We start from the raw sequence: 26,001 nt of genomic DNA, 5'->3' as shown, positions 1-26,001 counted from the left end.
CGTGAGTCTACGAACCCGAGACTACGACCTCACGCGATTCCGGAGGACGTCGATCCTGGCCTGCAGCTGCGCGACGGTGGCCTGCGCGACGGCGGGCCCCCCGCACACGCGGCGCAGTTCGGCGTGCACGGCGCCGTGCGGCTCACCGGATTGGCGGGCGTAGAGCCCGACCAGGCTGTTCAACAGCTGCCGCTGCTCCTTGAGATTGCGATGCAGGGCCTGCGGCGGCGCGGCGGTCGCGGCATCCGTCGACTCGCCGCTCGCCGCCTCGCGCGCCTCGCGGGCTTTGCGATGGCGACCCTGACGCGACTGGCGCTGCATGAGCAGTTCGTGCACGTGCTCGGGCTCGAGGAGGCCCGGGAGCCCGAGGAACTCCTCCTCTTCGGGGGTGCCCGGGACGGCGAGCTGGCCGAACTCCTTTCCGTCGTAGAGCACGCGGTCGAAATGGGCGAGGGAGCCCAGAGCCTGATACGTGAACTCGTACGCGAGGTCGTCGGAGGTCGTGTCACCCTGCTCCGCCTGGGCGAGCAGGTCGTCGTCGAGCGCCCATTCATCGTCGCCCTCGCCGTCGCGGTCGAGCGCGTGGTCGCGCTCGACCTCCATCGCGTTCGCGAGCGCCAGCAGCTGCGGCACGTTCGGCAGGAAGACGCTCGCGGTCTCACCCCGACGCCGCGCCCGCACGAAGCGGCCGATCGCCTGGGCGAAGAAGAGCGGTGTCGACGCGCTCGTCGCATAGACGCCGACCGCGAGACGCGGGACGTCGACGCCCTCGGACACCATGCGGACGGCGACCATCCATCGCGATGTCGACGACGAGAACTGCTCGATGCGCGCCGATGCGCCCTCCTCGTCAGACAGTACGACCGTCGTCTGCTCGCCCGTGATGCGCGTCAGGATCTCGGCGTAGGCGCGCGCGGCGGTCTGATCCGTCGCGATCACGAGGCCCCCGGCATCCGGAACCTGCTCCCGCACTTCGCTCAGACGGCGGTCCGCAGACGTCAGCACGGCGGGGATCCAGTCGCCCTCGGGGTCGAGCGCCGTGCGCCACGCCTGCGCCGTGATGTCCTTCGTGTTGTCCTGCCCGAGCTGGGCCTCCATCTCGTCGCCGGTCTTCGTGCGCCAGCGCATCTGCCCCGCGTAGACGAGGAAGATGACGGGTCGCACGACGCCGTCCTCGAGCGCGCGACGGTAGCCGTAGTTGTAGTCGGTCCTCGAGATGCGGATGCCCTTGGCATCGGGGTGGTACTCGACGAACGGGATCGGCGCCGTGTCGCTGCGGAACGGCGTGCCGCTCAGGAGCAGACGCCGCGTCGCGCGCGCGTAGGCCTCGCGGAGCGCGTCGCCCCAGCTCAGTGCATCACCGCCGTGGTGCACTTCGTCGAGGATCACCAGGGTCCGGCGATCGTGCATGAGGCGTTCGTGGACGGATGCCTTGACCGCGACCTGCGCGTAGGTCACGGCCACACCGTGGAACTGTCGCGACGGCAGGCCGTGGCGGTTGCTGAACCCGGGATCGAGCCGGATCGACACGCGGGCCGCGGCATCCGCCCACTGGGTCTTCAGGTGCTCCGTCGGGGCGACGACGACGATGCGCTCGACGATGCCGCGGCGCATGAGCTCGCTCGCCAGGCGCAGGGCGAAGGTCGTCTTGCCGGCGCCCGGCGTCGCCGCCGCGAGGAAGTCGCGCGGCCCACCGCCCGGTCCGTCCGGCCCGTCGAGGCCGAAGTACAGGTCGAGGGCCTCGGCCTGCCACGCACGCAGGCGCTGAGCGGTGCCCCACGGCGCGCGCTGCGGATACGACGGCGACAGGTGCTCGGCCGCGAAGCTGCCGATGTGGGCTTCGGTCGCGCCGCCTTCGGTGGGGACGGCGGTGTCATCGGCGAGGTCGGGTTCGGCCGTCGTCGATTCGTCCACGCGTCCCCCTCCCGGCACAGCGAGTCTCCACTGTAGGCGATGCCGACGACGTCACGGCGACCCCGGCGCTACCCTCGAAAGTGGTCACGAACCGAGGAAGGCCCGATGAGCACCCACGACAATCGCAGTCCCTACATCGCCAACAGCGGCGCGCACCCGTGGCGACGCTACGTCGCGATCGGCGACTCGTTCACCGAGGGCATCGGTGACCCCGTTCCGGGCTCGGCCTCCGACCACCGCGGCTGGGCCGACCGCGTCGCGGAGGTGCTCGGCGAGAGCGTCGACGATTTCGCGTACGCGAACCTCGCCGTGCGCGGAAAGCTCATCGGCCAGATCGTCGCGGATCAGATCGAGCCGGCGCTCGCGCTCAAGCCCGACCTCGTCACCTTCTCGGCCGGTGGAAACGATGTCATCCGGCCGGGCAGCGACCCCGACGCCGTCGCGCAGCAGTTCGAGGACGCCGTCGTTCGGCTGTCGAGCAACGGCGCCACCGTGGTCGTCTTCACGGGGATCGACACGAACTTCACACCGGTGTTCCGCGGCATCCGCGGCAAAGTCGCGATCTACAACGAGAACATCCGCGCGATCGCCGACAAGTACGACTGCATCGTCGCCGACCAGTGGGCGCTCAAAGAGGTGCAGGACATGCGCTTCTTCGACGACGACCGCCTGCACTACAACGCGCTCGGGCACCACGAGATCGCCCGCATGGTGCTGCGGTCGCTCAACGTGCCCAACGACCTGCAGCCCATGCAGCCCGATCCCATCCCGAACCGCACGTGGCGCGAAGCGCGCGCCGTCGACCTCGTGTGGGCGCGGGAGTACCTCGTGCCGTGGGTCCTGCGCCGCGTGCGCCACCAGTCGTCGGGCGATCACATCACGGCGAAGAGGCCCGAAGCGCTGCCCATCGTGACCCTGGCTCCGGGTCCCGGCCACGGCAAGAGCACAGGTCCGGATGCTTCGACCCCGCCGGCCGGGCGGGTCTAGGTCCGCAGCTCCCAGAGCGCGACGGCGCTGGCCGCGGCGACGTTGAGCGAGTCCACGCCGCCCGACATGGGGATCGTCACGACCGTGTCGGCGACCGCGAGAGCGCGACGGCTCAGGCCGTCGCCCTCCGCGCCGAGGAGCAGCGCGACCCGGTCGGGGCGCGATGCCGCGAAGGCGTCCAGCGCGACCGCGTTCTCGGCGAGGGCGAGCGCCGCGAGGTGGAAGCCGAGCTCGTGCAGCTGCGGGCCGGCGATGCGCCACTCGGGAATGCGCGTCCACGGCACCTGGAACACCGTGCCCATCGAGACCCGGACGCTCCGGCGGTAGAGCGGATCCGCGCAGCGCGGCGAAATGAGCACGGCATCCGCGCCGAGTCCGGCGGCGGCGCGGAAGATCGCTCCGACGTTCGTGTGATCCACGAGGTCCTCGAGCACGACGACGAGCCGCGCGTCCGCGACGACCTCGGCGAGTGGCCGGTCTGCGGGCCGGTGCATCGCGGCGAGGGCGCCCCGGTGCACGGCATAGCCCGTGAGGCCCTCAGCGACCTCGGCGGACACGACGTACAGCGGCACGTCGGGGTGGCCCTCGAGGAGGGCCGCAGAATCCGGAACCCACTTCTCCTGCACGAGGACCGAACGCGGGCGATGCCCCGCTGCGATCGCCCGCGCGATCACCTTCGAGGATTCGGCGATGTAGAGGCCGCCCTCCGGCTCGAGTACGCGGCGCAGCGAGACGTCCGTGAGATCGCGGTAGTCGACGAGCCGCGCGTCGTCCGCCGATTCGATGCGCACGGGGATCACTCCCCCACTATCGCACGCGCAACACGCACGAAATCCGGGCGACCCTAGACTCGGAGACGGAGGGGGTGGATGCCGGTGACGATGATCGTTCAGGATGCCGTGGCCGCAGCCGTCGACGCCCTTTCGGGACGCCGCATCGCCGTTCTGACCGGCGCGGGGGTCTCGACCGACTCCGGCATCCCCGACTACCGCGGCAAGGGCGCCCCCGTCCGCACCCCGATGACCGTCGAGCAGTACCTTGCGAGCGACGCCGCGCGCCGGCGCTACTGGGTGGGCAGCCATCTCGGCTGGCAGGCCTTCGCCGCCGCCGAGCCCAACCGCGGCCACCTCGCCCTCGCACGACTCGAAGAGCGCGGGCTCTCGACCGGGATCGTCACCCAGAACGTCGACGGCCTGCACGTGCGCGCCGGCTCGCGCCGCGTCGTCGAACTGCACGGCACGATGCGCAGGATCTTCTGCACCCACTGCGGCCAGGTGTTCGATCGCCGAGACCTCGCGCTGCGCGTCGAAGCCGACAATCCCTGGATCACGGTGCCCGAGAACGTCGCCCTGGGTCCCGACGGCGACGTGCTGCCCGAGAGCACCGACGGCTTCATCGTGCCCGACTGCAGTGTGTGCGGCGGCATGCTCAAGCCCGATGTCGTCTTCTTCGGCGAGTTCATCCCGGCGGAGAAGTTCCGCGAGGCCGAGCAGCTCGTGCGCACGAGCGATGCCCTGGTCATCGCCGGGTCGTCGCTCGTCGTCAACAGCGGCATCCGGCTGCTCGAACGCGCGCGTCGGCGCCGCCTGCCGATCGTGATCGTGAACCGCGGCGCGACCCGCGCCGACGCACGCGCGACCGTCAAGATCGACGCCGGAACGAGCGAGGTGCTCGAGGCACTGGCGTCCGCCCTCCCCCAGATCTGAGAGGCTGGAGGGGTGACGACCCTCTTCCTCGTGCGCCACGGCGAGACCGACTGGAACCGCGACCGCCGCATCCAGGGGTCGACCGACATCCCGCTGAACGACACCGGTCGCGGCCAGGCTCGCGATGCCGCGGCGGCGCTTCGGGACGAGCTCGGCGATGCTGCTCCCGTCGTGGTGTCGAGCGACCTGTCCCGCGCCCGTGAGACCGCGGAGATCATCGCCGAGCAGCTCGGCGTGCCGCTCGGCACCGCGTATCCCGAACTCCGCGAACGTGCGTACGGTGACGCCGAGGGCCTCGGAACCGAGGAGTTCCACGCGCGGTGGGGCGATTGGCACTCCGCCGAGGTCCCGAACGCCGAGCCCTGGGCAGGCCTGCGCACGCGGGCGATCGGCGGCATGCGCCGCGTCGTGCGCGATGTGCGACGCAGCGCGACACCGGCGGCATCCGTCATCGTCGTCACGCACGGCGCACTCATCCGCGAGGTGATCCGCCATGCGACCGCGGGTGCTCTGCCACCCGCGGGCGAGCGCCTCGCCAACGGCGCGAGCTTCCGGTTCGTCGTCGAACGCGAGCGGCTCAGCATGCACACGTACGCCGGCAGCGCCCTAGTCTGAGGGCATGGCAGCGCCTGAGACGATCGACGAGTACATCGCGGCGCAGCCGCCCGAGGTCGCCGAGCGACTGCGACGCATCCGATCGATCATCGAGGCCGAGGTCCCCGATCCCGAAGAGCGGATCCGCTACGGGATGCCGGCCGTCATGCTCGGCGGACGCTACGCCCTGCACTTCGCGGGCTGGAAGAAGCACATCGGCCTCTACCCGGTGCCGACGTTCGACGGGCCGCTCGAGGCCGAGATCGCGCCCTATCGCTCCGAGAAGGACTCGGTCGTGTTCCCGCACTCGAAGCCGATCCCGTACGTCCTCATCGGCCGGGTGACGGCCGCGATCGTCTCGCAGCGTCAATCCGCGAGCGACTGACCGCGCTCGGCGAGCTCTTCGCGCAGGATGCGCACGGCCTTCGCCCCGACCCCATGGATGGCGAGCAGCTCGCGCTGCGAGCGCTGCGCCACGGCGTCGTACGTCGTGATGCCGTGGGCCGCGAGCTCGCGCGTCGCGACCTTGCCGATCCGCGGCGTCAGATCGCTCATCCGCGCGAGATCAGCGCCCGCGCGTGGCGCAGCACAGGCTCATCGACCATGCGCCCCTCGAACGCGAAGACGCCGCGCTCGGTCTCGGCGACGGCGAGCACGGCGCGTGCCCACGCGAGATCGGCGTCGTCGGGACGATACGCATCGCGGATGATCTCGACCTGGCTGGGGTGGATGCAGGCGGTCGCCGCGAATCCGGATGCCGCGGCATCGGTCGCCTCGATCAGCAGCCGCTTCGTGTCGGCGATGTCGAGGTGCACGGCGTCGATCGCGCCCTTGCCGCGCGCGCCCGCGGCGAGCAGCACGCGCGCGCGGGCGTAGCGCGCGATATCGCGATAGCGCCCGTTGGGCTTGCGGCTCGAGGTTCCGCCGAGCGAGGCCACGAGGTCCTCGGCGCCCCACATGAGGGCCACGACGTTGTCGAGCGCTGCGATCTTGTCGGCCTGCGCGACACCCTTCGCGGTCTCGCACAGCGCGACGATCTCGAATCGTGCGTCGATCTTGGCGAGCCTTTTCGGGGACTCGGACTTCGCCACCATGATGCGCCGGTAGTCGGTCTGGGACAGCGTCGCGAGGTCGGAGGCGAACTCCTCGCTCTCGGGAGGGTTGACCCGGACGATCACGCGATCGGGATCGAGCTCGGACTCGATGAGGTGGCCGCGGGCCGCCGCCTTGGCATCGGCGGAAACAGCGTCCTCGAGGTCGAGGATGACGGCATCCGCCCTCTCCGCCGCCTTCGCGTACCGCTCCGGGCGATCGGCGGGGCAGAACAGCAGGGCCGGGCCGAGGTCGAACGTGCTCACGACTCTCCTTCGGTCGGACGGCACCACATCAGCGCGACGCGCGTCGCGGTCGCGACGACCTCGCCCCGCTGATTGCGGCCCGTGTGCGTCATGGTCACGATCCCCTGACCGGGACGTGAGCTCGAGAGGCGCTTGTCGGTGAACTCCGTCTCGACGTAGAGCGTGTCGCCGTGGAACAGCGGCGCGGGGAAGGCGACGTCGCTCATACCGAGCTGCGCGACGAGGGTGCCCTGCGTGATCTGCGAGACGGATGCCCCGACCATCGTCGAGAGCGTCCACATCGAATTCATGAGGCGCTGCCCGAAGGGCTGCTGCTCCGAGAACGCGGCGTCCAGATGGAGCGCCTGCGTGTTCATCGTGAGAGACGAGAACAGCACGTTGTCGGCCTCGGTGGCGGTGCGCCCGGGGCGGTGGAGGTACCGGGCACCGACCTCGCACTCCTCGAAGTAGAGTCCCCGCTGCAGGATGTCCGCCACGGGTTCTACGCTACTCCGAGCGCGCGGGCGATCACGAGGAGCTGCACTTCGTTTGTGCCCTCGCCGATCTCGAGGATCTTGGAGTCGCGGTAGTGCCGCGCGACGGGGTACTCGTTCATGAATCCGTTGCCTCCGAAGATCTGCGTCGCATCCCGCGCGTTGTCCATCGCCGCATCGCTCGCCGTGAGCTTCGCGATCGCCGCTTCGGTCTTGAACGGCTTGCCCGCGTCCCGAAGTCGCGCCGCGTGGTGCCAGGCGAGACGTGCGTTGTGCACGCGCAGCTGCATGCGCGCGATCATGAACTGGATGCTCTGGCGGGTCGAGAGGGCCTCGCCGAAGACCGTGCGCTTCCTGGAGTAGTCGATCGCCGCCTCGAGGCACCCTTCCGCCGCGCCGGTGGACAGCGCCGCGATCGCGATCCGCCCCTCGTCGAGGATGTGCAGGAAGTTCGCGAACCCGCGCCCGCGGTCGCCGAGGAGGTTGCCTTCGGGCACGCGGGCATCGACGAAGGTGAGCGGATGCGTGTCGGAGGCATGCCAGCCGACCTTGTCGTACGCGGGCTCGACCGTGAAGCCCGGCGTGCCGTGAGGGACGACGATCGTCGAGATCTCCTTGCGGCCGTCCTTCTCGCCCGTGACGGCCGTGACGGTCACGAAGCGCGTGATGGGCGTACCCGAGTTCGTGATGAACTGCTTCGCGCCGCTGACGACCCACTCCCCTCCGTCGAGCTTCGCCGTCGTACGGGTGGCTCCGGCATCCGACCCCGCCTCCGGCTCGGTCAGCCCGAAGCTCGCGAGCGCCTTCCCGGCGAGCAGATCCGGCAGGAGCTGCTGCTTCTGCTCCTCGGTGCCGAAGCGGAAGACCGGCATCGCACCGAGCGAGACGCCCGCCTCGAGCGTGATCGCGATGGACTGGTCGACGCGCCCGAGCGCTTCGATCGCGAGGCACAGCGCGAAGTAGTCGCCGCCCTGCCCGCCGTACTCCTCGGGGAAAGGCAGGCCGAAGAGGCCCAGCTCACCCATCTGCGCGACGACGTCCATCGACAACGTCTTGGTGCGATCGGCTTCGTACGCCTGCGGCGCGACGACCTCGTCGGCGAAGTCGCGCACCAGGCGTGCGAGTTCGAGTTCGTCGTCGGTGAGATTCGCGTGGTCCATCGTTCTTCTCCTATCCGGCTTCGTGGGCCGTCACGTGCGCGAGAATCTGGTCGCGGCGCACCTGCGCGCCAACGGCGACGTCCAGCCGCACGACGCCGTCGTGGGGGGCGGTGACGGGGTGCTCCATCTTCATCGCCTCGATCGTTACGATGCGCGTTCCCGCCACGACGGATGCGCCGTCGGCGACGTGCACCGCCACGACGGCACCGGGCATGGGAGCGCGCAGTTCGGGCGCGGCGGCGATGGATGCGGCATCCCGCGCCGCAAGGCGGTGTTCCATCGCCGCGCGGCGCGAGAGGGGCTGGAGGCGCGTCGTTGCTCCGTCGACGTGGATCCAGAGCCACCCCTCGGCGTCGACGGCGAAGGGTGCATCCGCACGGCTCACCGAGCCGTCTCGTGTCGCCGCCTCCGCCGGATCCGGACGGCCGGTCGCGACGGCTCGCGGCAGCGTCACGACCTCGCCCGTCGCCAGCAGCACCGACCCCGCGCCCCGGACAGACTCCGCCCCGGCCCGCCAACCGCTCCCGCGCGCCCACAGCGGCGACACAAATCGACCGTGAGAACCCATCTGCTCGACGAGGACCACGTCGTCACGAGTGTTCTCGTCGAGCGGTTGAGTTCTCGCGGGCAGCGCGGCGGCGCGCAGCGCGGCGGCGCGCAGCGCTGCGTCACTCGGCACCGGGGCCGCGAACGGGGGCAGGCGGTCGATCAGGCCCGTGTCGAGATCGCCCGCGACCACCGCGGGATCCGCGATCAGCGACCGCAGGAAGGCGATGTTCGACTCCACCCCCAGGAGCACCGTATCGGCGAGAGCGGCATCCAGTCGCGCCAGCGCCTCGGAGCGGTCGGCGCCGAACGCGATGACCTTCGCGATCATCGGGTCGTAGTCGGCCGTTACGACCGAACCGGTCTCGACCGCGGCATCCGTCCGCGCGTCACCGGACGGCACCCATGCGAACACCTCACCCGTTGCGGGCAGGAACCCGCGCTCGGGGCTTTCGGCGTACACGCGCGCCTCGATCGCGTGACCGACGAGTCGCACGTCGTCCTGCGAGATCTCGAGCGGGAGCCCCGCCGCGACGCGCAGCTGCTGCTCGACGAGATCGATGCCCGTCACGAGCTCGGTCACGGGGTGCTCGACCTGCAGCCGCGTGTTCATCTCGATGAAGAAGAACTCGTCCGGCCGGTCGCCGGCGACGAGGAACTCGACCGTCCCCGCGCCGCGATAGTCGACGGATGCCGCGGCCGCGCAGGCGGCGGCTCCCAGACGCGCGCGGGTCGCGGCATCCACCACCGGCGACGGCGCCTCCTCGACGACCTTCTGGTGCCGACGCTGGAGCGTGCACTCGCGCTCGCCGAGATGGATGACGCGGCCGTGCGCGTCGGCGAGCACCTGCACCTCGATGTGTCGCGGGCGCTCGATGAGCCGTTCGAGCAGCAGGGTGTCGTCGCCGAACGCGCTCGACGCGACGCGACGCGCCGTCGCGAGGGCGTCGGGCAGGTCCTCCGCCGATCGCACGACCTGCATGCCCTTCCCGCCGCCGCCCGCCGAGGGCTTGATGAGCAGCGGATAGCCCGTGGCATCCGCTGCGCGCGCGATCTCGGCATCCGTCATGCGGTCCGCGCTGAAGCCGGGCACCGTCGGAACATCATGCGCCTCGACGTGCGCCTTCGAGCGGATCTTGTCGCCCATGACCTCGAGCGCGCGCTCCCCCGGTCCGATGAAGACGATCCCCGCCTCGTCGCACGCGCGGGCGAACGCGACGTTCTCGGACAGGAAGCCGTACCCGGGGTGCACGGCCTGCGCACCGGTCTCGACCGCCGCGGCGAGAACGGCGTCGATGTCGAGGTACGACGCGGATGCCGCCGCCGGACCGATCCGCACCGCGACGTCCGCTTCGCGCACGTGGGGTGCTCCGGCGTCCGCATCGCTGTACACAGCGACCGAGCGGATGCCGAGCGCGCGCAGCGTGCGGATGACGCGGCGCGCGATCTCGCCGCGGTTGGCGACGAGGACGGTGTCGAAGAGCTGATCGGTCATGGAGTCACATCCGGAAGACGCCGAAGCGCGTGTCGGGGAGGGGCGTGCGCGAGACGACGTCGAGCGCGAGCCCCAGCAGGTCGCGGGTGTCGGCGGGGTCGATCACGCCGTCGTCCCACAGGCGGGCCGTCGCGTAGTACGGGTTGCCCTGCTCCTCGTACTGCGCGCGGATGGGAGCCTCGAACTCGGCCTGGTCGTCGTGCGACCACTCCTCGCCGCGCGCTTCGATCTGGTCGCGCTTGACGGTGGAGAGGACGGATGCCGCCTGCGGGCCGCCCATGACCGAGATGCGCGACCCCGGCCAGGTCCACAGGAACCGCGGCGAGTACGCCCGCCCGCACATCGCGTAGTTCCCGGCACCGAAGGAGCCGCCGATCACGACGGTGAACTTGGGAACGCGGGTCGTCGCGACGGCGGTCACCATCTTGGCGCCGTCCTTCGCGATGCCGCCGGCCTCGGCATCCTTGCCGACCATGAATCCCGAGATGTTCTGCAGGAACAGCAGCGGGATGCCGCGCTGATCGCACAGTTCGATGAAGTGCGCGCCCTTCTGCGCCCCCTCGCTGAACAGGACCCCGTTGTTGGCGACGATGCCGATCGGATGCCCGTGCAGTCGCGCGAATCCGGTCACCAGCGAGTCGCCGTACGCACGCTTGAACTCATGGAACTCGCTCGCGTCGACGAGGCGCGCGATGACTTCGCGCACGTCGTAGGGCTGGTTGACGTCGACGGGCACGACTCCGTACAGGTCGTCGGCGCGGACCGCCGGGGGGACGGACGCGATGACATCCCACGCCGGCGCGAGCGGGGGCGGCAGCGTCGCGACGATGTCGCGCACGATCTCGAGGGCATGCTCGTCGTCCTCGGCCAGGTGATCCACCACGCCCGACCGTGTCGCGTGCAGTTCGCCGCCACCGAGCTCCTCAGCCGTCACGACCTCGCCGATCGCAGCCTTCACGAGCGGAGGCCCGCCGAGGAAGATCGTCCCCTGGCCGCGGACGATCACGGTCTCGTCGCTCATCGCGGGGACGTACGCCCCGCCCGCCGTGCACGAGCCCAGCACAGCGGCGATCTGCGGGATGCCCTCCGACGACAGCCGCGCCTGGTTGAAGAAGATGCGCCCGAAGTGGTCGCGATCGGGGAAGACCTCGTCCTGCTTCGGCAGGAACGCGCCGCCGGAATCGACGAGGTAGATGCACGGCAGGCGGTTCTCGAGCGCGATCTCCTGCGCCCGCAGATGCTTCTTCACCGTCATCGGGAAGTACGTGCCGCCCTTGACCGTCGCGTCGTTGCACACGACCATCACGTGGCGCCCGTGGACGAGACCGACGCCCGCGATGACTCCGGCGGCGGGCGCTTCCCCGCCGTACAGGCCGTTCGCCGCGAGCGGCGCGACCTCGACGAAGGGGCTCCCCTCGTCCAGCAGCCGCGTGACGCGGTCGCGAGGCAGCAGCTTGCCGCGGGCGATGTGCCGTTCTCGAGACGCTTCGGGGCCGCCGAGGGATGCCTCGGCCAATCGCTCGCGCAGATCCGCCGCGAGCTCCGCTTGCGCTCTGCGCGTGCGCTCGAATGCGTCGTCCTGCACGACTGCGGTCGCCAGTGCGCTCATGTCATCCCCGTCGACGTCACGATCGGATCACGCGCCTTGTCGGCGCATGGTCGGAATGGTTAGTGTTCACTAACTGAGTCACCAGGTTAGCGAGGATTAACTGAAATGACAACCCGTCCGACGCACCGCGACCAGGCCAAGGCCGATCGCCATGCGGCGCTCCTCCATGAGGCTGCCCGACTCTTCGCCGAGCGCGGGTTCACGAGTGTGAGCCTCGAAGAGCTCGGCGCGGCCGTCGGCGTGACCGGGCCGGCTGTCTACCGCCACTTCGCGAACAAGCAGGCGATGCTCGGGGCGATCCTCGTCGGGGTCAGTGAGCGGCTGCTCGCGGGTGGACGGGATGTCATCGACACTCACGCCGACGCCTATACGCGACTCGACGGGCTCGTGCGCTTCCACGTCGACTTCGCCCTGACCGACGCCGACGTCATCCGCGTGCAGGATCGCGACCTCGAGAGCCTGTCCGACGATGATCGCCATGCCGTGCGGCGGCTCCAGCGCGAGTACGTCGAGGTGTGGGTCGGCGTACTGCAGGAGCTCCTGCCCGACAGCTCGCCCGCCGAACTGCGCGTGCGGGCGCACGCGTGCTTCGGCCTCATCAATTCCACACCGCACAGTGTGCGAGGGCTCAAGGACGCCCCTCGCGAGGCGGCCGTGCGCGGCATCCTCGAATCGATGGCGCGCACGGCCCTGCTCTCCTGAACAGCGCGGTCCGCGATTCGGCGCAGACCGATCGCGACGCGCCCGCGCCACCCCCACGGTCGGAGAATGTCATCCATGTCGGAGAATTCGGTCGTGTTCGCGCCGACCTGAGTGACATTCTCCGACCGTCGTGACGTCGATTCGAACACCGACGGGCGCGCGCGGGCTCATCGCGCATGTCGGACGGAGCACCCGCCCCCTACCGCAGCAGCATCGCGCGACCGGGCTCGCGCAGGACGTCCGCGACCTCGACCATGAACTTCGCGCCCTGCTCGCCGTCCACGAGGCGGTGATCGAACGACAGGGCGAGGGTCATGACGTCGCGCAGCGCGATCTCGCCCCGGTGCTCCCACGGCTGACGCCGCACGGCGCCGAGCGCGAGGATGCCCGCCTCACCTGGATTGAGGATCGGGGTACCGGCATCCACTCCGAACACGCCCACGTTGGTGATCGAGAACGTGCCGCCCATCATGTCGGCCGGCGCCGTCTTGCCCGCGCGGGCCGTCTCGGCGAGCGTCCGGATCGCGTCGGCGAGCTCTGCCAGTGCGAGCTCCTGCGCGTCGCGGATGTTCGGCACGACGAGCCCGCGACCCGTGGCGGCCGCGATCCCGAGGTTGACGTAGTGGTGCTCGACGATCTCGCCGGCTTCGTCGTCCCATCGCGAGTTGAGGCTCGGGTGACGGCCGAGCGCGAGGCACACCGCCTTCGCCGCAATGGCCATGATGCCGATGCGGTGGTCTGCCAGCGCGCGGTCCGCCTTGAGCGATGCGACGAGCTCCATCGCCGGGGTGACGTCGATCGTGAGGAAGGTCGTGACGTGCGGTGCGGTGAAGGCGCTCTGGACCATCGCGGCGGCCGTGTGCTTGCGCACTCCGCGGATGGGCGTGCGCGTCGTGCGCTCCTCCGAGTCGCGCCGCACGGCGGGAAGGACAGGCGCGGGCTCCGCGACGCCGACGCGCTCGGCGTACGCCTCGACGTCGGCGCGCGTGATGATGCCGGAAGCTCCGGATGCTTCGACCAGCACCAGATCTACGCCGAGCTGCTTCGCGAGAGCCCGCACAGGGGGCGTCGAACGCGGACGCTCCAGCGGCCGCTCGACGACATCGGGAGTCGGCGTCGCATCGTGCGGCGCGGCCTGCAGGACCTCGGACTCCAGCACGGCGGTGTCCGTGGCCGCTCCCCCGGTCGCGCGGGCGCGCCGCGCGGGGCGCTTGCTCGACGTGGGCGCCGCGCCATAGCCCACGAGGTTCGGCTCCGCCTTGGCTTCTTCCTCCGGCGCAGGCGCGGGCTCATCCCCACCCTCGAGGTCGTACGAGATGAGCACCGAGCCGACCTCGACCACGTCGCCCGCTGCGGCGTGCAGCGTGCGGATGATCCCCGCATGCGGCGACGGGAGCTCGACGACGGCCTTGGCCGTCTCGACCTCGGCGATGGTCTGGTTGAGCGCGACGGTGTCGCCCTCGGCGACGAGCCACTGCACGAGCTCGGCCTCGGGAAGACCCTCGCCGAGGTCGGGGAGCCGGAAGTCGACGGTCACAGGGACACCCCCGACATCGAGTTGGGGCGATCCAGCACGCGGTCGACGGCGTCGAGGATGCGGTCGAGGTCGGGCACATGGTGCTTCTCGAGCTTCGCAGGCGGATACGGGATGTCGTGCCCCGTGACGCGGGCGGGTGCAGCTTCGAGGTGGTTGAAGCAGCGCTCCGTGACGCTCGCGATGAGCTCCGCGCCGACGCCGGCCTCGCGGGCGGCCTCGTGCGTCACGACGACGCGACCGGTCTTGCGGACCGACGCCGTCACCGTGCGGTAGTCGACGGGCGAGATCGAGCGCAGGTCGATGACCTCGATCGAGACGCCGTCGTCTTCTGCGGCGGTCGCGGCATCCATCGCCACCGGCACCTGCGCACCGTAGGTGAGGATCGTGACGTCGCTGCCCTCGCGGGCGACGCGGGCGACGCCCATGGGCGGCGCGTCGGCCAGGTCGGCGTCGAGGTCCACCTCGCCCTTCGAGTGGTAGAGCCGCTTCGGTTCGAAGTAGACCACCGGGTCGTCCGAGGCGATCGCCTGACGCAGCATGACGTAGGCATCCTGCGGGTTGGAGACCGCGACGACCCGCAGGCCGGACGTGTGCACGAAGTAGGCCTCCGGAGACTCGGAGTGGTGCTCGGCCGCACCGACCCCGCCCGCCCACGGGATGCGGATCGTGATCGGCATCTTGACGTTGCCGCGCGTGCGGTAGTGGAGCTTCGCGACCTGGCAGACGATCTGATCGAACGCGGGGTACACGAACCCGTCGAACTGGATCTCGACGACGGGGCGGTAGCCGCGGAACGCGAGACCCACCGCCGTGCCCATGATCCCCGCCTCGGCGAGCGGGGTGTCGATGACCCGCTGCGCGCCGAACTCGGTCTGCAGCCCGTCGGTGACGCGGAAGACGCCCCCGAGCTTGCCGATGTCCTCACCCATGATGAGCACCTTCGGGTCGTCGGCCATGCCGCGGCGCAGGGCCTCGTTGATGGACTTCGCCATCGTCAGCTTCGTCATGATCAGGCCGCCTCGGTGTCGAAGCCGTCGAGGTAGGAGCCGTACCAGGCACGCTGTTCCGTCAGGCCCGTGTGCGGCTCGGCGTAGACGTCGTCGAAGACCTCGATCGCGGGCCGGGTCACGGCGCCCAGCGCCGCGGCCCGCACCTCGGCGCCCAGCGCGTCGGCATCGGCGCCGACCTGCGCCGCGAACGCGTCGTCGAAGGCATCCATCTTGCGAAGGAGCGCCTCGACACGGGCGATCGGGTCGCGGTGGCGCCAGCGCTCGACCTCTTCCTTGTCGCGGTAGCGCGTGGGGTCGTCCGACGTCGTGTGCGGACCCATGCGGTACGTCACCGCCTCGATGAAGGCGGGCCCGCCGCCGCGACGGGCGATGTCGGCCGCCCAGCGCATCGCGGCGAGGCAGGCGAGCACGTCGTTGCCGTCGACGCGCATGCTCGGGATGCCGAACCCGGGCGCGCGGCCGGCGATGGGGAACTTCGCCTGCACCGTGACGGGCTCCGAGATCGCCCACTGGTTGTTCGTGCAGACGAAGATCACGGGGGCACGGAACGAGGATGCGAAGACCATCGCCTCGTTGACGTCGCCCTGGCTGGACGCGCCGTCACCGAAGTAGGCGGCGGCGACCTGGTCGGTGCCGTCGCGCTGGATGCCCATCGCGTAGCCGACGGCGTGCAGCGACTGCGCGCCGATGATGATCTGCGGCGACGCGGTGTTGATGTCGTACGGGTTGTAGGTCGAGTGGGACTCGCCGCGCCACGCGAGGACGAAGTCCTCGGGCTTCGCGCCGCGGACGTGCTGGACGCCGATCTCGCGGTAGCTCGGGAACACGAAGTCGTCGGCGCGGAAGCCGCGCGCGGTGCCGACCTGCGTGGCCTCCTGGCCCTGGCAGGGCGCCCACAGCCCGAGCTGACCCTGGCGCTGGAGTGCGACGCCTTCGGTGTCGACGCGGCGCACGAGCACCATGTCGCGATACAGACTCTGCAGCATCGCCGTGTCGACGTCGGCGATCCAGCGCTCGAGGTCGGGATCGGCGATGCGCTCGCCGTCGGGCGTCACGAGCCGGGCGACATCGTCGATGTCGATCTGGGGCTCAGTCGTCGCGGTAAAGGTGTGCATCGTCGCCATCCCTCCTCCAGGGCCTCCCTCGTGAGGTGGCCTTTGCGGATCGCCGGCAGCATCGCCGACGAGCCCGACGATACGTCGGCATCGCAACTAGCTCAAGCAACCGAAGATCGCTTGAGCATGTTGCGTACATTCGGGTCCCAACTGCGTGCTATCGTTTCGCACTATGAGTTCCCTCGACCACGTCGACCTCGAGCTGCTCGAAGCTCTCGCGGCCGATCCGCGTGCGACCGTCGTCGCGCTCGCCGATCGCCTCGGACTCTCACGCAACACCGTGCAGGCGCGCATGAGCCGCCTCGACCGGTCGGGGGTCTTCCTGTCGTACGAGCGCGCGATCTCGTCGGCTGCGCTCGGATACCCGATCGAAGCGTTCATCAACGTCATCGTGCGCCAGGCAGACCTTCCGCGCATCACGAGCGAGCTCCAGCGCGTTCCCGAGGTCGTGCAGGCCCACGGCCTGAGCGGTCAGGTCGATCTGCTGGTGCGCGTCGCGTGCCGCGACACGCAGCACCTCTTCGACACGGATGCCCGCATCCTCGCGATCGAGGGCGTCGAGCGCACCGAGACCTCGCTCGTGATGGGCGAGGTCATCGGCCACCGGGTCACTCCGCTCATGGAGCTGGCGCGGCGCGAGCGCTGAGTCGGGTCAGGGAGCCGGCACGACGGGGACGACGGCTGCCTCCCCCTTCGGCTCGCCGGCGGACGAGGCATCCATCCGCACCAGCACGACGCCCGCGAGGATGAGCGCTCCGCCGACGAACTGGATCGGCGCCGGCGTCTCGCCCAGCAGCAGCCAGGCGAACCCGAGGGCGAAGAGCACTTCCGACAACCCGACGAACGAGGCGATCCGCGACCCGACCCGCGGCACCGCCATGACGCCGAAGGCGTAGCCGACGGTCGTCCCGATGCCGGCGACCCAGAGCAGCGGCATCCACCACGGCACCGTCGCACCCGCGAGCGTCACGTCGACCATCGGGGCCACGACGGGGAACACCCCGATCACGGCGAGCAGCGCCATGAGGGTCGTGCCGACGAGCAGCCCGCCCGAAGCGAGCGCCAACGGCGGCAGGTCGTCGCCCGTCCGCTCCGCGATGAGGAAGTACGCGCCCACGCACACGGCCGCGGCGAGAGCGAAGAGCGTCCCGAGCAGATCGAACTGCGCGCCGGAGATGTCCACGACGAGCACGAGTCCGATGATCGCGACGAGCGACCCCGCGATGACGAGCTTCGACGGAGCCCGGCGGGTACGGGCCCAGGCGAACAGCACGAGAAGCACGGGCGCCAGGTACTGGATGAGGAGCGCCACCGCGACCGGCATCCGCTGCATCGCCGAGAAGAAGAAGATCTGACACCCCGCGACCGCGGTGAGTCCGAATCCGACGATGAGCGCCCCGTGGCGGCGCAGGAAGCGCTTCTGCCGCCGGATTGCGAGGAACAGTGCCGGAGCGAGGATGAGCCCCGACAGCCCCATGCGCACGAGGAGCGCCGCGCCGAGCGACCAGCCCGCCTCGAGGAGCGGCTTCACGAGCGGCCCGCTGGACGAGAACGCGAGGGCGGATGCCACGGCCAGCACGATCCCCGACGTCATGCGGCTGGGCGCCGCGACCGGCGAGAGCACGGGAATGGGTGCGGTGGCGGTCATGGCGGCATCCGTCTGTCATGAGTCAAGCGTGGTTACACTGGTGACGGTACCGGATCGGGATGTCAGGAGTCAACATGGTTTTCATCAATGACACACGGCAAGCGCTCGACGCCGCCGTGCACCTCGTGAACACTCTTCCCGGGTACGACGGAGAAGACACGCTGCAGACCGCCGACGACCTCGGTGCGTACCTGATGGTCAACCCCTACACCGGCACGATCCGGCGCGACGCAACCGAGATCGCGGCGGTCCGCGCCATCCGTCCCCGCCTGCGGCAGTTGTGGGACGTGGACCGCGAATCCGCAGTCCCGCTCGTCAACGAGATGCTGCGCGACGGGCAAGCACTCCCCCAGCTGTCCAAGCACGACGATTTCGACTGGCACATCCACGCGACACCGGACGACGCATCCCTTGCCACCAGGATCCTCGTCGAAGCCGCTATGGCGTTCGTCGACGTCATCCGCTCCGATGAGTACGACCGCGTGCGCGTGTGCGACGCCGACGACTGCGAATCCGTCTACGTCGACTTCTCGCGCAACGGGTCCAAGCGCTACTGCGACACCGGCAACTGCGGCAACCGCATGAACGTCAACGCGTACCGGGAGCGGAAGGCGCGACGAACCGCATGATGGCCGACGCCGCGACCTGCGGCGTCTCGTAGTGGATGAGGTGCCCGACGTTCGGGATCTCGACGAGCTCGACGTCGGCGAACAGCGTCGCGAGACGGCGGACGTCGTCGATGTTCGTGATCTCGTCCTCCTGCGCCGCGATGAGGAGCGTCGGGACGTCGATGAGCGGCGCCGAGACCCGCACATCGTTCGACACCGACGCGAGGAAGCCCTCGTGCAGCACCGTGCGATCCGAGAAGCGCGAGAAGTAGAGGTCGTGCTGATCGCGCACGAATCGGCGGATCGCCGGGTCCTTCGAGTTCGTCATCGAGGCGCTCATGATGCGAACGACGGCCTTGCTCCGCAGGAGCTTGTCGCCGACGCTCTCGGGGAGCTTCGCGCCGACCTGGTAATAGACGATCGCGAGTCGGGTGAGGAAGCCCTTGCTGCCCTCGAGCGCCGGTGCGCCGATCGGGTTGATGAGCACGAGCCGCGGCGTCGGGAGACCGGCGGCGACGGCTGCGGCGCTCACGATCGAGCCGAAGGAGTGACCGATGAGCACGGCTCCCTGTGCGGTGGCCGCCGAGAACGCGGTCAGCCACGCGACGTAGGTGTCGAGGTCGTGCGTGCGGCCCGGGATCGGCGGCGTCTCGCCGAAGCCCGGCAGGTCGGGAGAGATCACCCGGGTGCCAGGCAGATGCGCGACGATCGGCTCGAGCCCGTGGTGCTCGCCGCGGTAGCCGTGGACGGCGAGGATCGTCGTCTCGGCGTCGTCCGGACCGTAGACCCAGTAGACGGTCGTGGATCCCATCACCTCGACCTCGCGGCGCTCGACCGGAATCGCATCGAGCAGCGGGGCATAGGGGTTCGCGAGGGTCACGGATCGATTGTACGAGCCCGGTCCTGAGAAGTCGGGCGGGGCGCACGCGCGATGTCGGAGGCGTCGCATACCGTCTGGGGCATGCGATCGGACGTGCTCCCCCTCTTCGGGCGGCCGGAGTGGGTCGAGGTCGTCGGCGTCTTCGATCTCGAGACGACCGGGGTGGACGTCGCGGGCGATCGCATCGTCACGGCGTACGTCGGTGTGCTGGATGCCGCAGGCACCGTCGTCCGCGAGCGGCGCTGGCTCGCCGATCCCGGCATCCTCATTCCCGAAGCGGCATCGGCGATCCACGGAATCACCACCGCTCGAGCGCGCGCGGACGGGCGCCCGGCCGGCGAGGTCGTCCGCGAGATCGTCGCGTCGCTGCGCGGACTGCTGGATGCCGGCATCCCCGTCGTCGCGTACAACGCGGCCTACGACTTCTCGCTCCTGCACCACGAGGCCCTGCGCAACGGCATCGAGCCGCTCGACTCCCCCGCGCCCGTCATCGACCCCCTCGTCATGGACAAGCGGTACGACCGATACCGTCGCGGCAAGCGCACGCTCTCGGTCGTCGCGGCGCACTATGCCGTGCGGCTCGACGACGCGCACGAGGCGTCGGCCGATGCCATCGCCGCCGGTCGGGTCGCACAGGCGCTCGCCGAGCGCTACGCGGCGTGGCTGCCGGGGAGCGCGCAGGAACTGCATACGCGCCAGATCGGCTGGGCCCGTGCGCAGGCCGACAGTCTGACGGAGTACTTCATCCGCATCGGCCGGATCGACCCCCACGACCGCCTCGACGGAACCTGGCCCGTGCGCTGAGTGGACCCCGGGACGACGAACCCTCGAACGACGAAAGCCCCGCAGGAGCGGGGCTTTCGTGAACGCGGAACTTACTTGCCGAAGTTCTTGAAGCGCTGGTTGAACTTCTCGACGCGACCGGCCGAGTCCATGATGCGCTGCTTGCCCGTGTAGAACGGGTGCGAGGCCGACGAGATCTCGACGTCGATGACGGGGTACTCGACGCCGTCGAGCTCGATCGTCTTGCTGCTCGTGACGGTCGAGCGCGTGAGGAAGGTCTCGCCCGAACCGAGGTCGCGGAACACGACGGCCTGGTACTCGGGGTGGATGTCAGTCTTCATGGGAAGTCCTTTAGTGTGATGCCCTGGATTTTGCCAGAGCGGACAAAGTCTGAATGGTGCAAGCGCACCAACCATCTAGCTTACCAGACGGGAGTCAGGACGCCGCACGCGCGGCGTACCGGCCGTCGGCCTCGCTGAGCACGATCTCGACCCCGAACGTCTCGGCCAAGGCCTCGGCCGTCAGGGTCTCGCGCAGCGGTCCGGCCGACACGACGGCTCCGTCACGGAGCAGGAGGACGTGCGTGAAGCCGACCGGGATCTCCTCCACGTGATGCGTCACCATGATCATGGCAGGCGTCGACGGCGCCTGCGCGTACCCGCCCAGCAGAGTGAGCAGTTCTTCACGTGCGCCGAGGTCGAGGCTCGCGGTGGGCTCGTCGAGCAGAAGAAGTTCGGGGTCGGTCATGATCGCCCGAGCGATCTGCACGCGCTTCTGCTCGCCGTCGCTCAGTGTGCCGAAGGTGCGATCGGCGAGGTGATCGAGCTTCCACTCCGCCAGGACCCGCAGCGCGCGGCGCTCGTCGATGTCCTCGTAGGCCTCGCGCCAGCGGCCGAGCACCGCGAACGCGGCCGTGAGCACGACGTCGAGCACAGTCTCTTCGGGCGGCACCCGACGCGCCATGGCCGAGGATGCGAGCCCGATACGGGGACGCAGGTCGAAGACATCCGTCCTCCCGAGCCGCTCCCCCAGGATCGTGACGACACCCGAGGTCGGATGCAGGAGCGTGTCGGCCAGCTGCAGCACCGTGGTCTTGCCGGCGCCGTTGGGGCCGAGGACCACCCACCGCTCGTCATCCTGCACGGACCACGTGACGTGATCGACGATGTCACGGGCGTTCCTGCGGACGACGACGTCGGAGAACTCGAGCACCTGCGGCATGCGTCCAGCCTATCGGGCGAGGCGGGTGGTGCCGCCGCGCCTCACCCCCGCGCGCCGACGACTTCCGTGTAGAGCGCCTCGGTCTGCTCGGCGATGCGCGCCCAGCTGAACTCGTTCGCCGCGCGTTCGCGACCCGCCGCCCCGAACGCGGCAGCCCGGGCGGGATCCGAGACCACCTCGGTGAGCACCCGTGCGAGGTCGGCGACGAAGCGCTCGGGGTCCACGGGCGTGCCGGTGCCGTCCTGCACCTGCTCGATCGGCACGAGCCGGCCCGTGACGCCGTCGACGACGACTTCGGGGATGCCGCCGGTCGCGGTGCCCACGACGGCGGCGCCGCACGCCATGGCCTCGAGGTTCACGATGCCGAGGGGCTCGTAGACGGACGGGCAGACGAAGGTCGTGGCCGCCGAGAGGATCGTGCACAGCTCGTGGCGCGACAGCATCCGATCGATCCATACGACACCGTCGCGCGTCTGCTGGAGTCCCCGCACGAGGTCCTCGACCTCGGTCATGATCTGCGGCGTGTCCGGCGCGCCGGCGCACAGGATGACCTGGACGTCGGCGGGCAGCAGCTCGGCGGCGCGCAGGAAGTAGGGCAGGCCCTTCTGCCGCGTGATGCGGCCCACGAAGACGACCGACGGCCGCGACGCGTCGACGCCGAGCTCGGCGAGGAGGGGCGGATCTACGACGGGATGCCACGCCTCGACGTCGATGCCGTTGTAGATCACCCGCACCTTGTCGGGGTCCAGCGCGGGGTAGCTGCGCAGGATGTCGTCGCGCATGCCGTTCGACACGGCCACGACCGCCGCGGCGCCCTCGTAGGCGGTCTTCTCGATGTAGCTCGACACGGCGTAGCCCCCGCCCAGCTGCTCGGCCTTCCACGGCCGGAGCGGCTCGAGGGAGTGAGCCGTGACGATGTGCGGGATGCCGTGCAGCAGGCTCGCGAGGTGCCCTGCGAAGTTGGCGTACCAGGTGTGACTGTGCACGACGTCGGCGCCCGCGACATCCGTCACGATCTCAAGATCCGTGCCCAGCGTCTGAACGGCCGCGTTCGCGCCCTGAAGCTCGACCGGGACACCGTACGAGGTCGTGCCCGGCTCGTCGCGCTGCGCGCCGAACGCCCGCACCTCGACGTCGATCGACGCGCGCAGGGCCTTCACGAGCTCGGTCGCATGGACTCCCGCTCCCCCGTAGATCTCGGGCGGGTACTCCTTGGTGACGATGTCGACGCGCATGACTCGCAACCTAATGCACGCGACACGGCATGAAAACCCGCTGACAGGGATGGCCGCGCGGATCTAGGGTGGTGCCATGCCATCAGCGCCGAAGGTCTTCGGAATCATCCTCGCCGGCGGCGAGGGAAAGCGCCTCATGCCCCTCACGGCAGACAGAGCGAAGCCCGCCGTGCCCTTCGGCGGCCAATACCGGCTCATCGACTTCGCGATCTCGAACCTCATCAACTCGGGTCTTCGCCAGCTCGTCGTCCTGACGCAGTACAAGTCGCACAGTCTCGACCGCCACATCTCGCAGACGTGGCGCATGTCGGCCCTGCTCGACTCCTACGTGGCATCCGTCCCCGCCCAGCAGCGCCTCGGCAAGCGCTGGTTCTCGGGCTCGGCCGACGCGATCCTGCAGAGCCTCAACCTCATCACCGACGAGAAGCCCGACATCGTCATCGTGATCGGCGCCGACCACGTCTACCGCATGGACTTCCGCCAGATGCTCACGGCGCACATCGAGTCCGGCGCACGCGCGACGGTCGCCGGCATCCGTCAGCCCATCGCACTGGCCAACCAGTTCGGCGTCATCGACGTCGACCCCGAGGATCCCGTGAAGATCCGCGACTTCCTCGAGAAGCCCCAGGATCCGACGGGGCTCGCGGACTCTCCCGGCGAAGTGCTGGCGTCGATGGGCAACTACATCTTCGACACCGACGCCCTGATCGAGGCCGTCGAGTCCGATGGCGAGCTCGCGACCTCCAACCACGACATGGGCGGCGACATCGTCCCGTACTTCGTCGGTCGCGGCGAGGCCGGGGTCTACGACATGAACCGCAACGATGTGCCCGGGTCGACCGACCGCGACCGGTACTACTGGCGGGATGTCGGAACCATCGAGTCGTTCTTCGACGCGCACATGGACCTCATCTCGACGCTGCCGATCTTCAACCTGTACAACACCGACTGGCCGATCCACTCGCAGGCGGTGAACTCGCCGCCCGCGAAGTTCGTGCGCGACTCGGTCGGGCGCATCGGCACCGCGATCGACTCGGTCGTCTCGCTCGGCTCGGTCCTGTCGGGCACGCATCTCGAACGCAGCGTCGTCGGCCCGTGGACCCTCGCCGGAGGCGGATCGACGATCACCGACGCGGTGCTGTTCGATCACGTGCAGGTCGGAGCAGGGGCGCGCATCGCCCGCGCCATCCTCGACAAGAACGTCGTGCTCGAAGACGGCGCAACCGTCGGTGTCGATCGTGAGAAGGACCTCGCGCAGGGCTTCACGATCACCGAAACGGGCATCACGGTCGTCGGCAAGGGGATGCGCGTCCCGCGCTGATTCCGGCGGTAGTTTTGGGGGATGCCTGATCCTCGGTTCCTCGTCGTGCTCGACGCCGATTCGACGCTCATCCGCAACGAGGTGATCGAACTGCTCGCCGACGAGGCGGGGCGCGGGCCGGAGGTCGCCGCCGCGACGGAAGCGGCGATGCGTGGCGAGGTCGATTTCGCGACGAGCCTGCGCTCGCGCGTCGCTGCGCTCGAAGGCGTGCCGGTGACGGCGTTCGCGCGCGTGCTCGCCCGCATCGAGCCCACGCCGGGCGTGCACGAGCTCATCCACGCCGTCCACGCCCGCGGCGGCCGCGTCGGCGTCGTCTCGGGCGGCTTCCACGAGATCCTCGACACGATCGCTCCCGACCTCGGCGTCGACGTGTGGCGGGCGAATCGGCTCGCGGTGCGGGGCGGCGCGCTGACGGGGCAGGTCGAAGGCGGAATCGTGGATGCCGCCGCCAAGGCGTTCTCGCTGCTCGAGTGGGCGGGCGCCGACGCGATCCCCGCGTCGCAGACGATCGCGATCGGCGACGGCGCGAATGATCTGAAGATGATGGATGCCGCGGGCCTCGGTCTCGCCTTCAATGCCAAGCCCGCCGTGCGGGCGCAGGCCGATCTGGTCATCGGTCCCGTCGATCTGCGCGAGGTCATCCCGCTCCTCCCCTGACGCGTGTCGGGGGCCGCCGGTAGCGTCGAGACATGGAGATCATCCTCATCCCCGGCCTCTGGCTCGACGCCGATTCCTGGAGCGACGTCATACCCACGATCGAGGCGGCGGGCCATCGAACCCACGCGCTCACCATGCCCGGCGTCGGTGCCACCGCTGCGGAGTCTGCCGACATCGGCATCCAGGACTGGGTCGACGCCGTCGTCGCCGAGATCGACCGCGTCGACGCACCGGTCGTCGTGGTCGGGCACAGCGGTGGCGGCAACGTCGCATGGGCGGCCGCCGAGGCGCGACCGGATCGCGTCGCGCGCGTCGTCTTCGTCGACACGGTCGCCCCGCCCGAGGGCGGTCAGATCTCGGAATTCGACGTCGTCGACGGCGTCATCCCGTTCCCGGGGTGGGACTTCTTCGACGACGACGACGTCGCCGACCTGGACGCCGAGACGAGGGCTCGCACCGCGCCGGCGGCGAAGAGCGTGCCCGCACGCGTGCCGACCGATCCGATCGCGCTCGGCGAGGGTCGTCGCCACACGGTGCCCGTGACACTGCTGTCAGGCGGGATGGACGACGCGACGTTCCGTCAGGTCATCACGCAGTGGGGACCATACGCCGACGAGTTCGCCTCGATCCAGGATGCCGAGGTCGTCCGCCTCGGCACCGGTCACTGGCCTCAGTTCTCGAAGCCCGCCGAACTCGGCCAGGCGATCGTCGCCGCAGCGCGCTAGTGGCCCATGCCGAGGCCGCCGTCGACGGGGATGACGGCGCCTGAGATGTAGGCGGCGTCGTCCGAGGCGAGCCACGTGACGACGCCGGCGACCTCGTCTGCGGTCGCGAAGCGCCCGGCCGGGATGTTCTTCTTGTACTCGGCCTGCGTGTCTTCGGGCAGCTCGGAGGTCATGTCGGTCTCGATGAAGCCCGGAGCCACGACGTTCGCCGTGATGCCCCGCGCGCCGAGTTCGCGCGTGAGCGACCGCGCGAAGCCGACGAGGGCGGCCTTCGACGATGAGTAGTTGATCTGCCCGGCCGAGCCGTAGAGGCCGACGACGGACGAGATGAGGATGACGCGACCCCAGCGGGCGCGCAGCATCCCCTTCGACGCGCGCTTGACGACGCGGAAGGTCCCGCCGAGATTCGTCGCGACGACCGAGTCGAAGTCGTCCTCGCTCATCCGCAGCAGCAGCGTGTCCTTCGTGATGCCCGCGTTCGCGACGACGACCTCGACGGATCCCAGCTCGTTCTCGACCGCAGTGAAGGCCGCATCGAGCGCAGCCGAGTCGGTCACGTCCGCCCGGACCGTGAACGTCCCTTCGGGGCCTTCGCCGGAGCGAGCGGTCACCGCGACCCGATAGCCCTCGGCGACGAAGCGCGCGGCGATCGCGCGGCCGATGCCACGATTGCCTCCGGTGACGAGGACGACGCGGTCGGTGGTCATGGCGATACTC

The 26,001-nt window shown here is 69.9% G+C and carries 28 protein-coding genes; 11 read left to right on the top strand and 17 right to left on the bottom strand.

Translation table 11 applies throughout. The features are described 5' to 3' along the window. Positions 1-21: 21 nt before the first annotated feature. Complete coding sequence (locus MA876_RS08930) at positions 22-1,833, bottom strand: DEAD/DEAH box helicase (RefSeq protein ID WP_248148025.1); 1,812 nt, start codon at positions 1,831-1,833, stop codon at positions 22-24. Positions 1,834-2,019: 186 nt separating this feature from the next. On the opposite strand from MA876_RS08930, the gene MA876_RS08925 reads away from it, so the two are divergent. Then, positions 2,020-2,901, top strand: a complete 882-nt coding sequence (locus tag MA876_RS08925; RefSeq protein ID WP_248147895.1) for an SGNH/GDSL hydrolase family protein — start codon at positions 2,020-2,022, stop codon at positions 2,899-2,901. Here the strand turns inward: MA876_RS08925 and MA876_RS08920 are convergent. Next, entirely contained in the window at positions 2,898-3,701 is an 804-nt protein-coding gene (locus MA876_RS08920; protein WP_248147893.1) for a TrmH family RNA methyltransferase, read from the bottom strand. The genes MA876_RS08925 and MA876_RS08920 overlap by 4 nt on opposite strands. A gap of 69 nt (positions 3,702-3,770) precedes the next feature. On the opposite strand from MA876_RS08920, the gene MA876_RS08915 reads away from it, so the two are divergent. Genes MA876_RS08915 through MA876_RS08905 form a run of 3 tightly spaced genes read left to right on the top strand, consistent with a single transcriptional unit; the run spans position 3,771 to position 5,586 of the window. Continuing rightward, positions 3,771-4,607: a Sir2 family NAD-dependent protein deacetylase gene (locus MA876_RS08915; protein ID WP_248147891.1), complete on the top strand. Its 837-nt coding sequence runs from the start codon at positions 3,771-3,773 to the stop codon at positions 4,605-4,607. A 12-nt stretch (positions 4,608-4,619) separates the two neighbouring features. Next, a complete protein-coding gene (locus MA876_RS08910) occupies positions 4,620-5,222 on the top strand; it encodes a histidine phosphatase family protein (RefSeq protein WP_248147889.1) in 603 nt (200 codons plus the stop codon). A gap of 4 nt (positions 5,223-5,226) precedes the next feature. Continuing rightward, positions 5,227-5,586 carry an iron chaperone gene (locus MA876_RS08905; protein ID WP_248147887.1) on the top strand — a complete coding sequence of 120 codons (360 nt, stop codon included), beginning with the start codon at positions 5,227-5,229 and terminating at the stop codon, positions 5,584-5,586. On the opposite strand, the gene MA876_RS08900 is transcribed toward MA876_RS08905, so the two are convergent. From MA876_RS08900 to MA876_RS08875, 6 genes are read right to left on the bottom strand one after another with little or no spacing between them, the layout of a single operon-like run. Beyond that, positions 5,568-5,756, bottom strand: a complete 189-nt coding sequence (locus MA876_RS08900; protein WP_248147885.1) for a helix-hairpin-helix domain-containing protein — start codon at positions 5,754-5,756, stop codon at positions 5,568-5,570. The genes MA876_RS08905 and MA876_RS08900 overlap by 19 nt on opposite strands. Continuing rightward, complete coding sequence (locus tag MA876_RS08895) at positions 5,753-6,559, bottom strand: HpcH/HpaI aldolase/citrate lyase family protein (protein ID WP_248147883.1); 807 nt, start codon at positions 6,557-6,559, stop codon at positions 5,753-5,755. The genes MA876_RS08900 and MA876_RS08895 overlap by 4 nt, the downstream gene beginning before the upstream one ends. Continuing rightward, entirely contained in the window at positions 6,556-7,035 is a 480-nt protein-coding gene (locus tag MA876_RS08890) for a MaoC family dehydratase (RefSeq protein WP_248147882.1), read from the bottom strand. The genes MA876_RS08895 and MA876_RS08890 overlap by 4 nt, the downstream gene beginning before the upstream one ends. A 5-nt stretch (positions 7,036-7,040) precedes the next feature. Further along, positions 7,041-8,192 (bottom strand): acyl-CoA dehydrogenase family protein, encoded by a 1,152-nt coding sequence (locus MA876_RS08885; RefSeq protein WP_248147880.1) that lies wholly within the window; start codon positions 8,190-8,192, stop codon positions 7,041-7,043. 10 nt (positions 8,193-8,202) lie between these two features. Then, positions 8,203-10,233 (bottom strand): acetyl/propionyl/methylcrotonyl-CoA carboxylase subunit alpha, encoded by a 2,031-nt coding sequence (locus tag MA876_RS08880; RefSeq protein WP_248147878.1) that lies wholly within the window; start codon positions 10,231-10,233, stop codon positions 8,203-8,205. 4 nt (positions 10,234-10,237) lie between these two features. Continuing rightward, complete coding sequence (locus MA876_RS08875; RefSeq protein ID WP_248147876.1) at positions 10,238-11,842, bottom strand: carboxyl transferase domain-containing protein; 1,605 nt, start codon at positions 11,840-11,842, stop codon at positions 10,238-10,240. A gap of 105 nt (positions 11,843-11,947) precedes the next feature. Here MA876_RS08875 and MA876_RS08870 point away from each other — a divergent pair, with 105 nt between their 5' ends. Further along, positions 11,948-12,544: an SACE_7040 family transcriptional regulator gene (locus MA876_RS08870; RefSeq protein ID WP_248147874.1), complete on the top strand. Its 597-nt coding sequence runs from the start codon at positions 11,948-11,950 to the stop codon at positions 12,542-12,544. 199 nt (positions 12,545-12,743) lie between these two features. Here MA876_RS08870 and MA876_RS08865 read toward each other — a convergent pair whose 3' ends face one another. The 3 genes from MA876_RS08865 to pdhA are packed head-to-tail and all read right to left on the bottom strand — an operon-like array spanning position 12,744 to position 16,215. After that, positions 12,744-14,081 (bottom strand): dihydrolipoamide acetyltransferase family protein, encoded by a 1,338-nt coding sequence (locus MA876_RS08865; RefSeq protein ID WP_248147872.1) that lies wholly within the window; start codon positions 14,079-14,081, stop codon positions 12,744-12,746. Beyond that, entirely contained in the window at positions 14,078-15,088 is a 1,011-nt protein-coding gene (locus MA876_RS08860; RefSeq protein ID WP_248147869.1) for an alpha-ketoacid dehydrogenase subunit beta, read from the bottom strand. Before MA876_RS08860 ends, MA876_RS08865 begins: the two co-directional genes overlap by 4 nt. A gap of 2 nt (positions 15,089-15,090) precedes the next feature. Beyond that, the gene (pdhA, locus tag MA876_RS08855; protein ID WP_372491504.1) at positions 15,091-16,215 is read right to left on the bottom strand and encodes a pyruvate dehydrogenase (acetyl-transferring) E1 component subunit alpha; all 1,125 of its coding nucleotides are present in this window, start codon (positions 16,213-16,215) and stop codon (positions 15,091-15,093) included. Between the two features lie 163 nt (positions 16,216-16,378). Here pdhA and MA876_RS08850 point away from each other — a divergent pair, with 163 nt between their 5' ends. Continuing rightward, complete coding sequence (locus MA876_RS08850; protein WP_248147863.1) at positions 16,379-16,852, top strand: Lrp/AsnC family transcriptional regulator; 474 nt, start codon at positions 16,379-16,381, stop codon at positions 16,850-16,852. 6 nt (positions 16,853-16,858) lie between these two features. Here the strand turns inward: MA876_RS08850 and MA876_RS08845 are convergent, their stop codons facing one another. Next, on the bottom strand, positions 16,859-17,854 hold the full coding sequence (locus MA876_RS08845) for an EamA family transporter (protein WP_248147861.1): 996 nt from the start codon (positions 17,852-17,854) through the stop codon (positions 16,859-16,861). Positions 17,855-17,928: 74 nt separating this feature from the next. Between MA876_RS08845 and MA876_RS08840 the strand changes: the two genes are divergently transcribed. After that, complete coding sequence (locus tag MA876_RS08840; RefSeq protein ID WP_248147860.1) at positions 17,929-18,483, top strand: CGNR zinc finger domain-containing protein; 555 nt, start codon at positions 17,929-17,931, stop codon at positions 18,481-18,483. Here the strand turns inward: MA876_RS08840 and MA876_RS08835 are convergent. Next, positions 18,443-19,342 (bottom strand): alpha/beta fold hydrolase, encoded by a 900-nt coding sequence (locus MA876_RS08835; protein ID WP_248147859.1) that lies wholly within the window; start codon positions 19,340-19,342, stop codon positions 18,443-18,445. The genes MA876_RS08840 and MA876_RS08835 overlap by 41 nt on opposite strands. An 81-nt stretch (positions 19,343-19,423) precedes the next feature. Between MA876_RS08835 and MA876_RS08830 the strand changes: the two genes are divergently transcribed. Continuing rightward, a complete protein-coding gene (locus tag MA876_RS08830; RefSeq protein ID WP_248147858.1) occupies positions 19,424-20,146 on the top strand; it encodes a 3'-5' exonuclease in 723 nt (240 codons plus the stop codon). Between the two features lie 71 nt (positions 20,147-20,217). Here the strand turns inward: MA876_RS08830 and MA876_RS08825 are convergent, their stop codons facing one another. The 3 genes from MA876_RS08825 to glgA form a co-directional block, all read right to left on the bottom strand. Next, entirely contained in the window at positions 20,218-20,466 is a 249-nt protein-coding gene (locus MA876_RS08825; protein WP_248147857.1) for a type B 50S ribosomal protein L31, read from the bottom strand. A gap of 94 nt (positions 20,467-20,560) precedes the next feature. Continuing rightward, positions 20,561-21,346, bottom strand: coding sequence for an ABC transporter ATP-binding protein (locus MA876_RS08820; RefSeq protein WP_248147856.1), 786 nt, complete (start codon positions 21,344-21,346; stop codon positions 20,561-20,563). Positions 21,347-21,387: 41 nt separating this feature from the next. Then, positions 21,388-22,581, bottom strand: a complete 1,194-nt coding sequence (gene glgA / locus MA876_RS08815) for a glycogen synthase (RefSeq protein WP_248147855.1) — start codon at positions 22,579-22,581, stop codon at positions 21,388-21,390. 76 nt (positions 22,582-22,657) lie between these two features. Here glgA and MA876_RS08810 point away from each other — a divergent pair, with 76 nt between their 5' ends. From MA876_RS08810 to MA876_RS08800, 3 genes are read left to right on the top strand one after another with little or no spacing between them, the layout of a single operon-like run. Next, positions 22,658-23,902, top strand: coding sequence for a glucose-1-phosphate adenylyltransferase (locus MA876_RS08810; RefSeq protein ID WP_248147854.1), 1,245 nt, complete (start codon positions 22,658-22,660; stop codon positions 23,900-23,902). Between the two features lie 21 nt (positions 23,903-23,923). Continuing rightward, a complete protein-coding gene (serB, locus tag MA876_RS08805; protein ID WP_248147852.1) occupies positions 23,924-24,559 on the top strand; it encodes a phosphoserine phosphatase SerB in 636 nt (211 codons plus the stop codon). A 32-nt stretch (positions 24,560-24,591) separates the two neighbouring features. Continuing rightward, positions 24,592-25,284 carry an alpha/beta fold hydrolase gene (locus MA876_RS08800; protein ID WP_248147850.1) on the top strand — a complete coding sequence of 231 codons (693 nt, stop codon included), beginning with the start codon at positions 24,592-24,594 and terminating at the stop codon, positions 25,282-25,284. Here the strand turns inward: MA876_RS08800 and fabG are convergent. Beyond that, complete coding sequence (fabG, locus tag MA876_RS08795) at positions 25,281-25,991, bottom strand: 3-oxoacyl-ACP reductase FabG (RefSeq protein WP_248147848.1); 711 nt, start codon at positions 25,989-25,991, stop codon at positions 25,281-25,283. The genes MA876_RS08800 and fabG overlap by 4 nt on opposite strands. Positions 25,992-26,001: the final 10 nt, after the last annotated feature.

It is taken from the genome of Microbacterium aoyamense (genome assembly GCF_023155855.1).
In the GTDB taxonomy this organism is placed as follows: domain Bacteria; phylum Actinomycetota; class Actinomycetes; order Actinomycetales; family Microbacteriaceae; genus Microbacterium; species Microbacterium aoyamense.
This window is presented reverse-complemented; position numbering and strand designations above follow the sequence as displayed.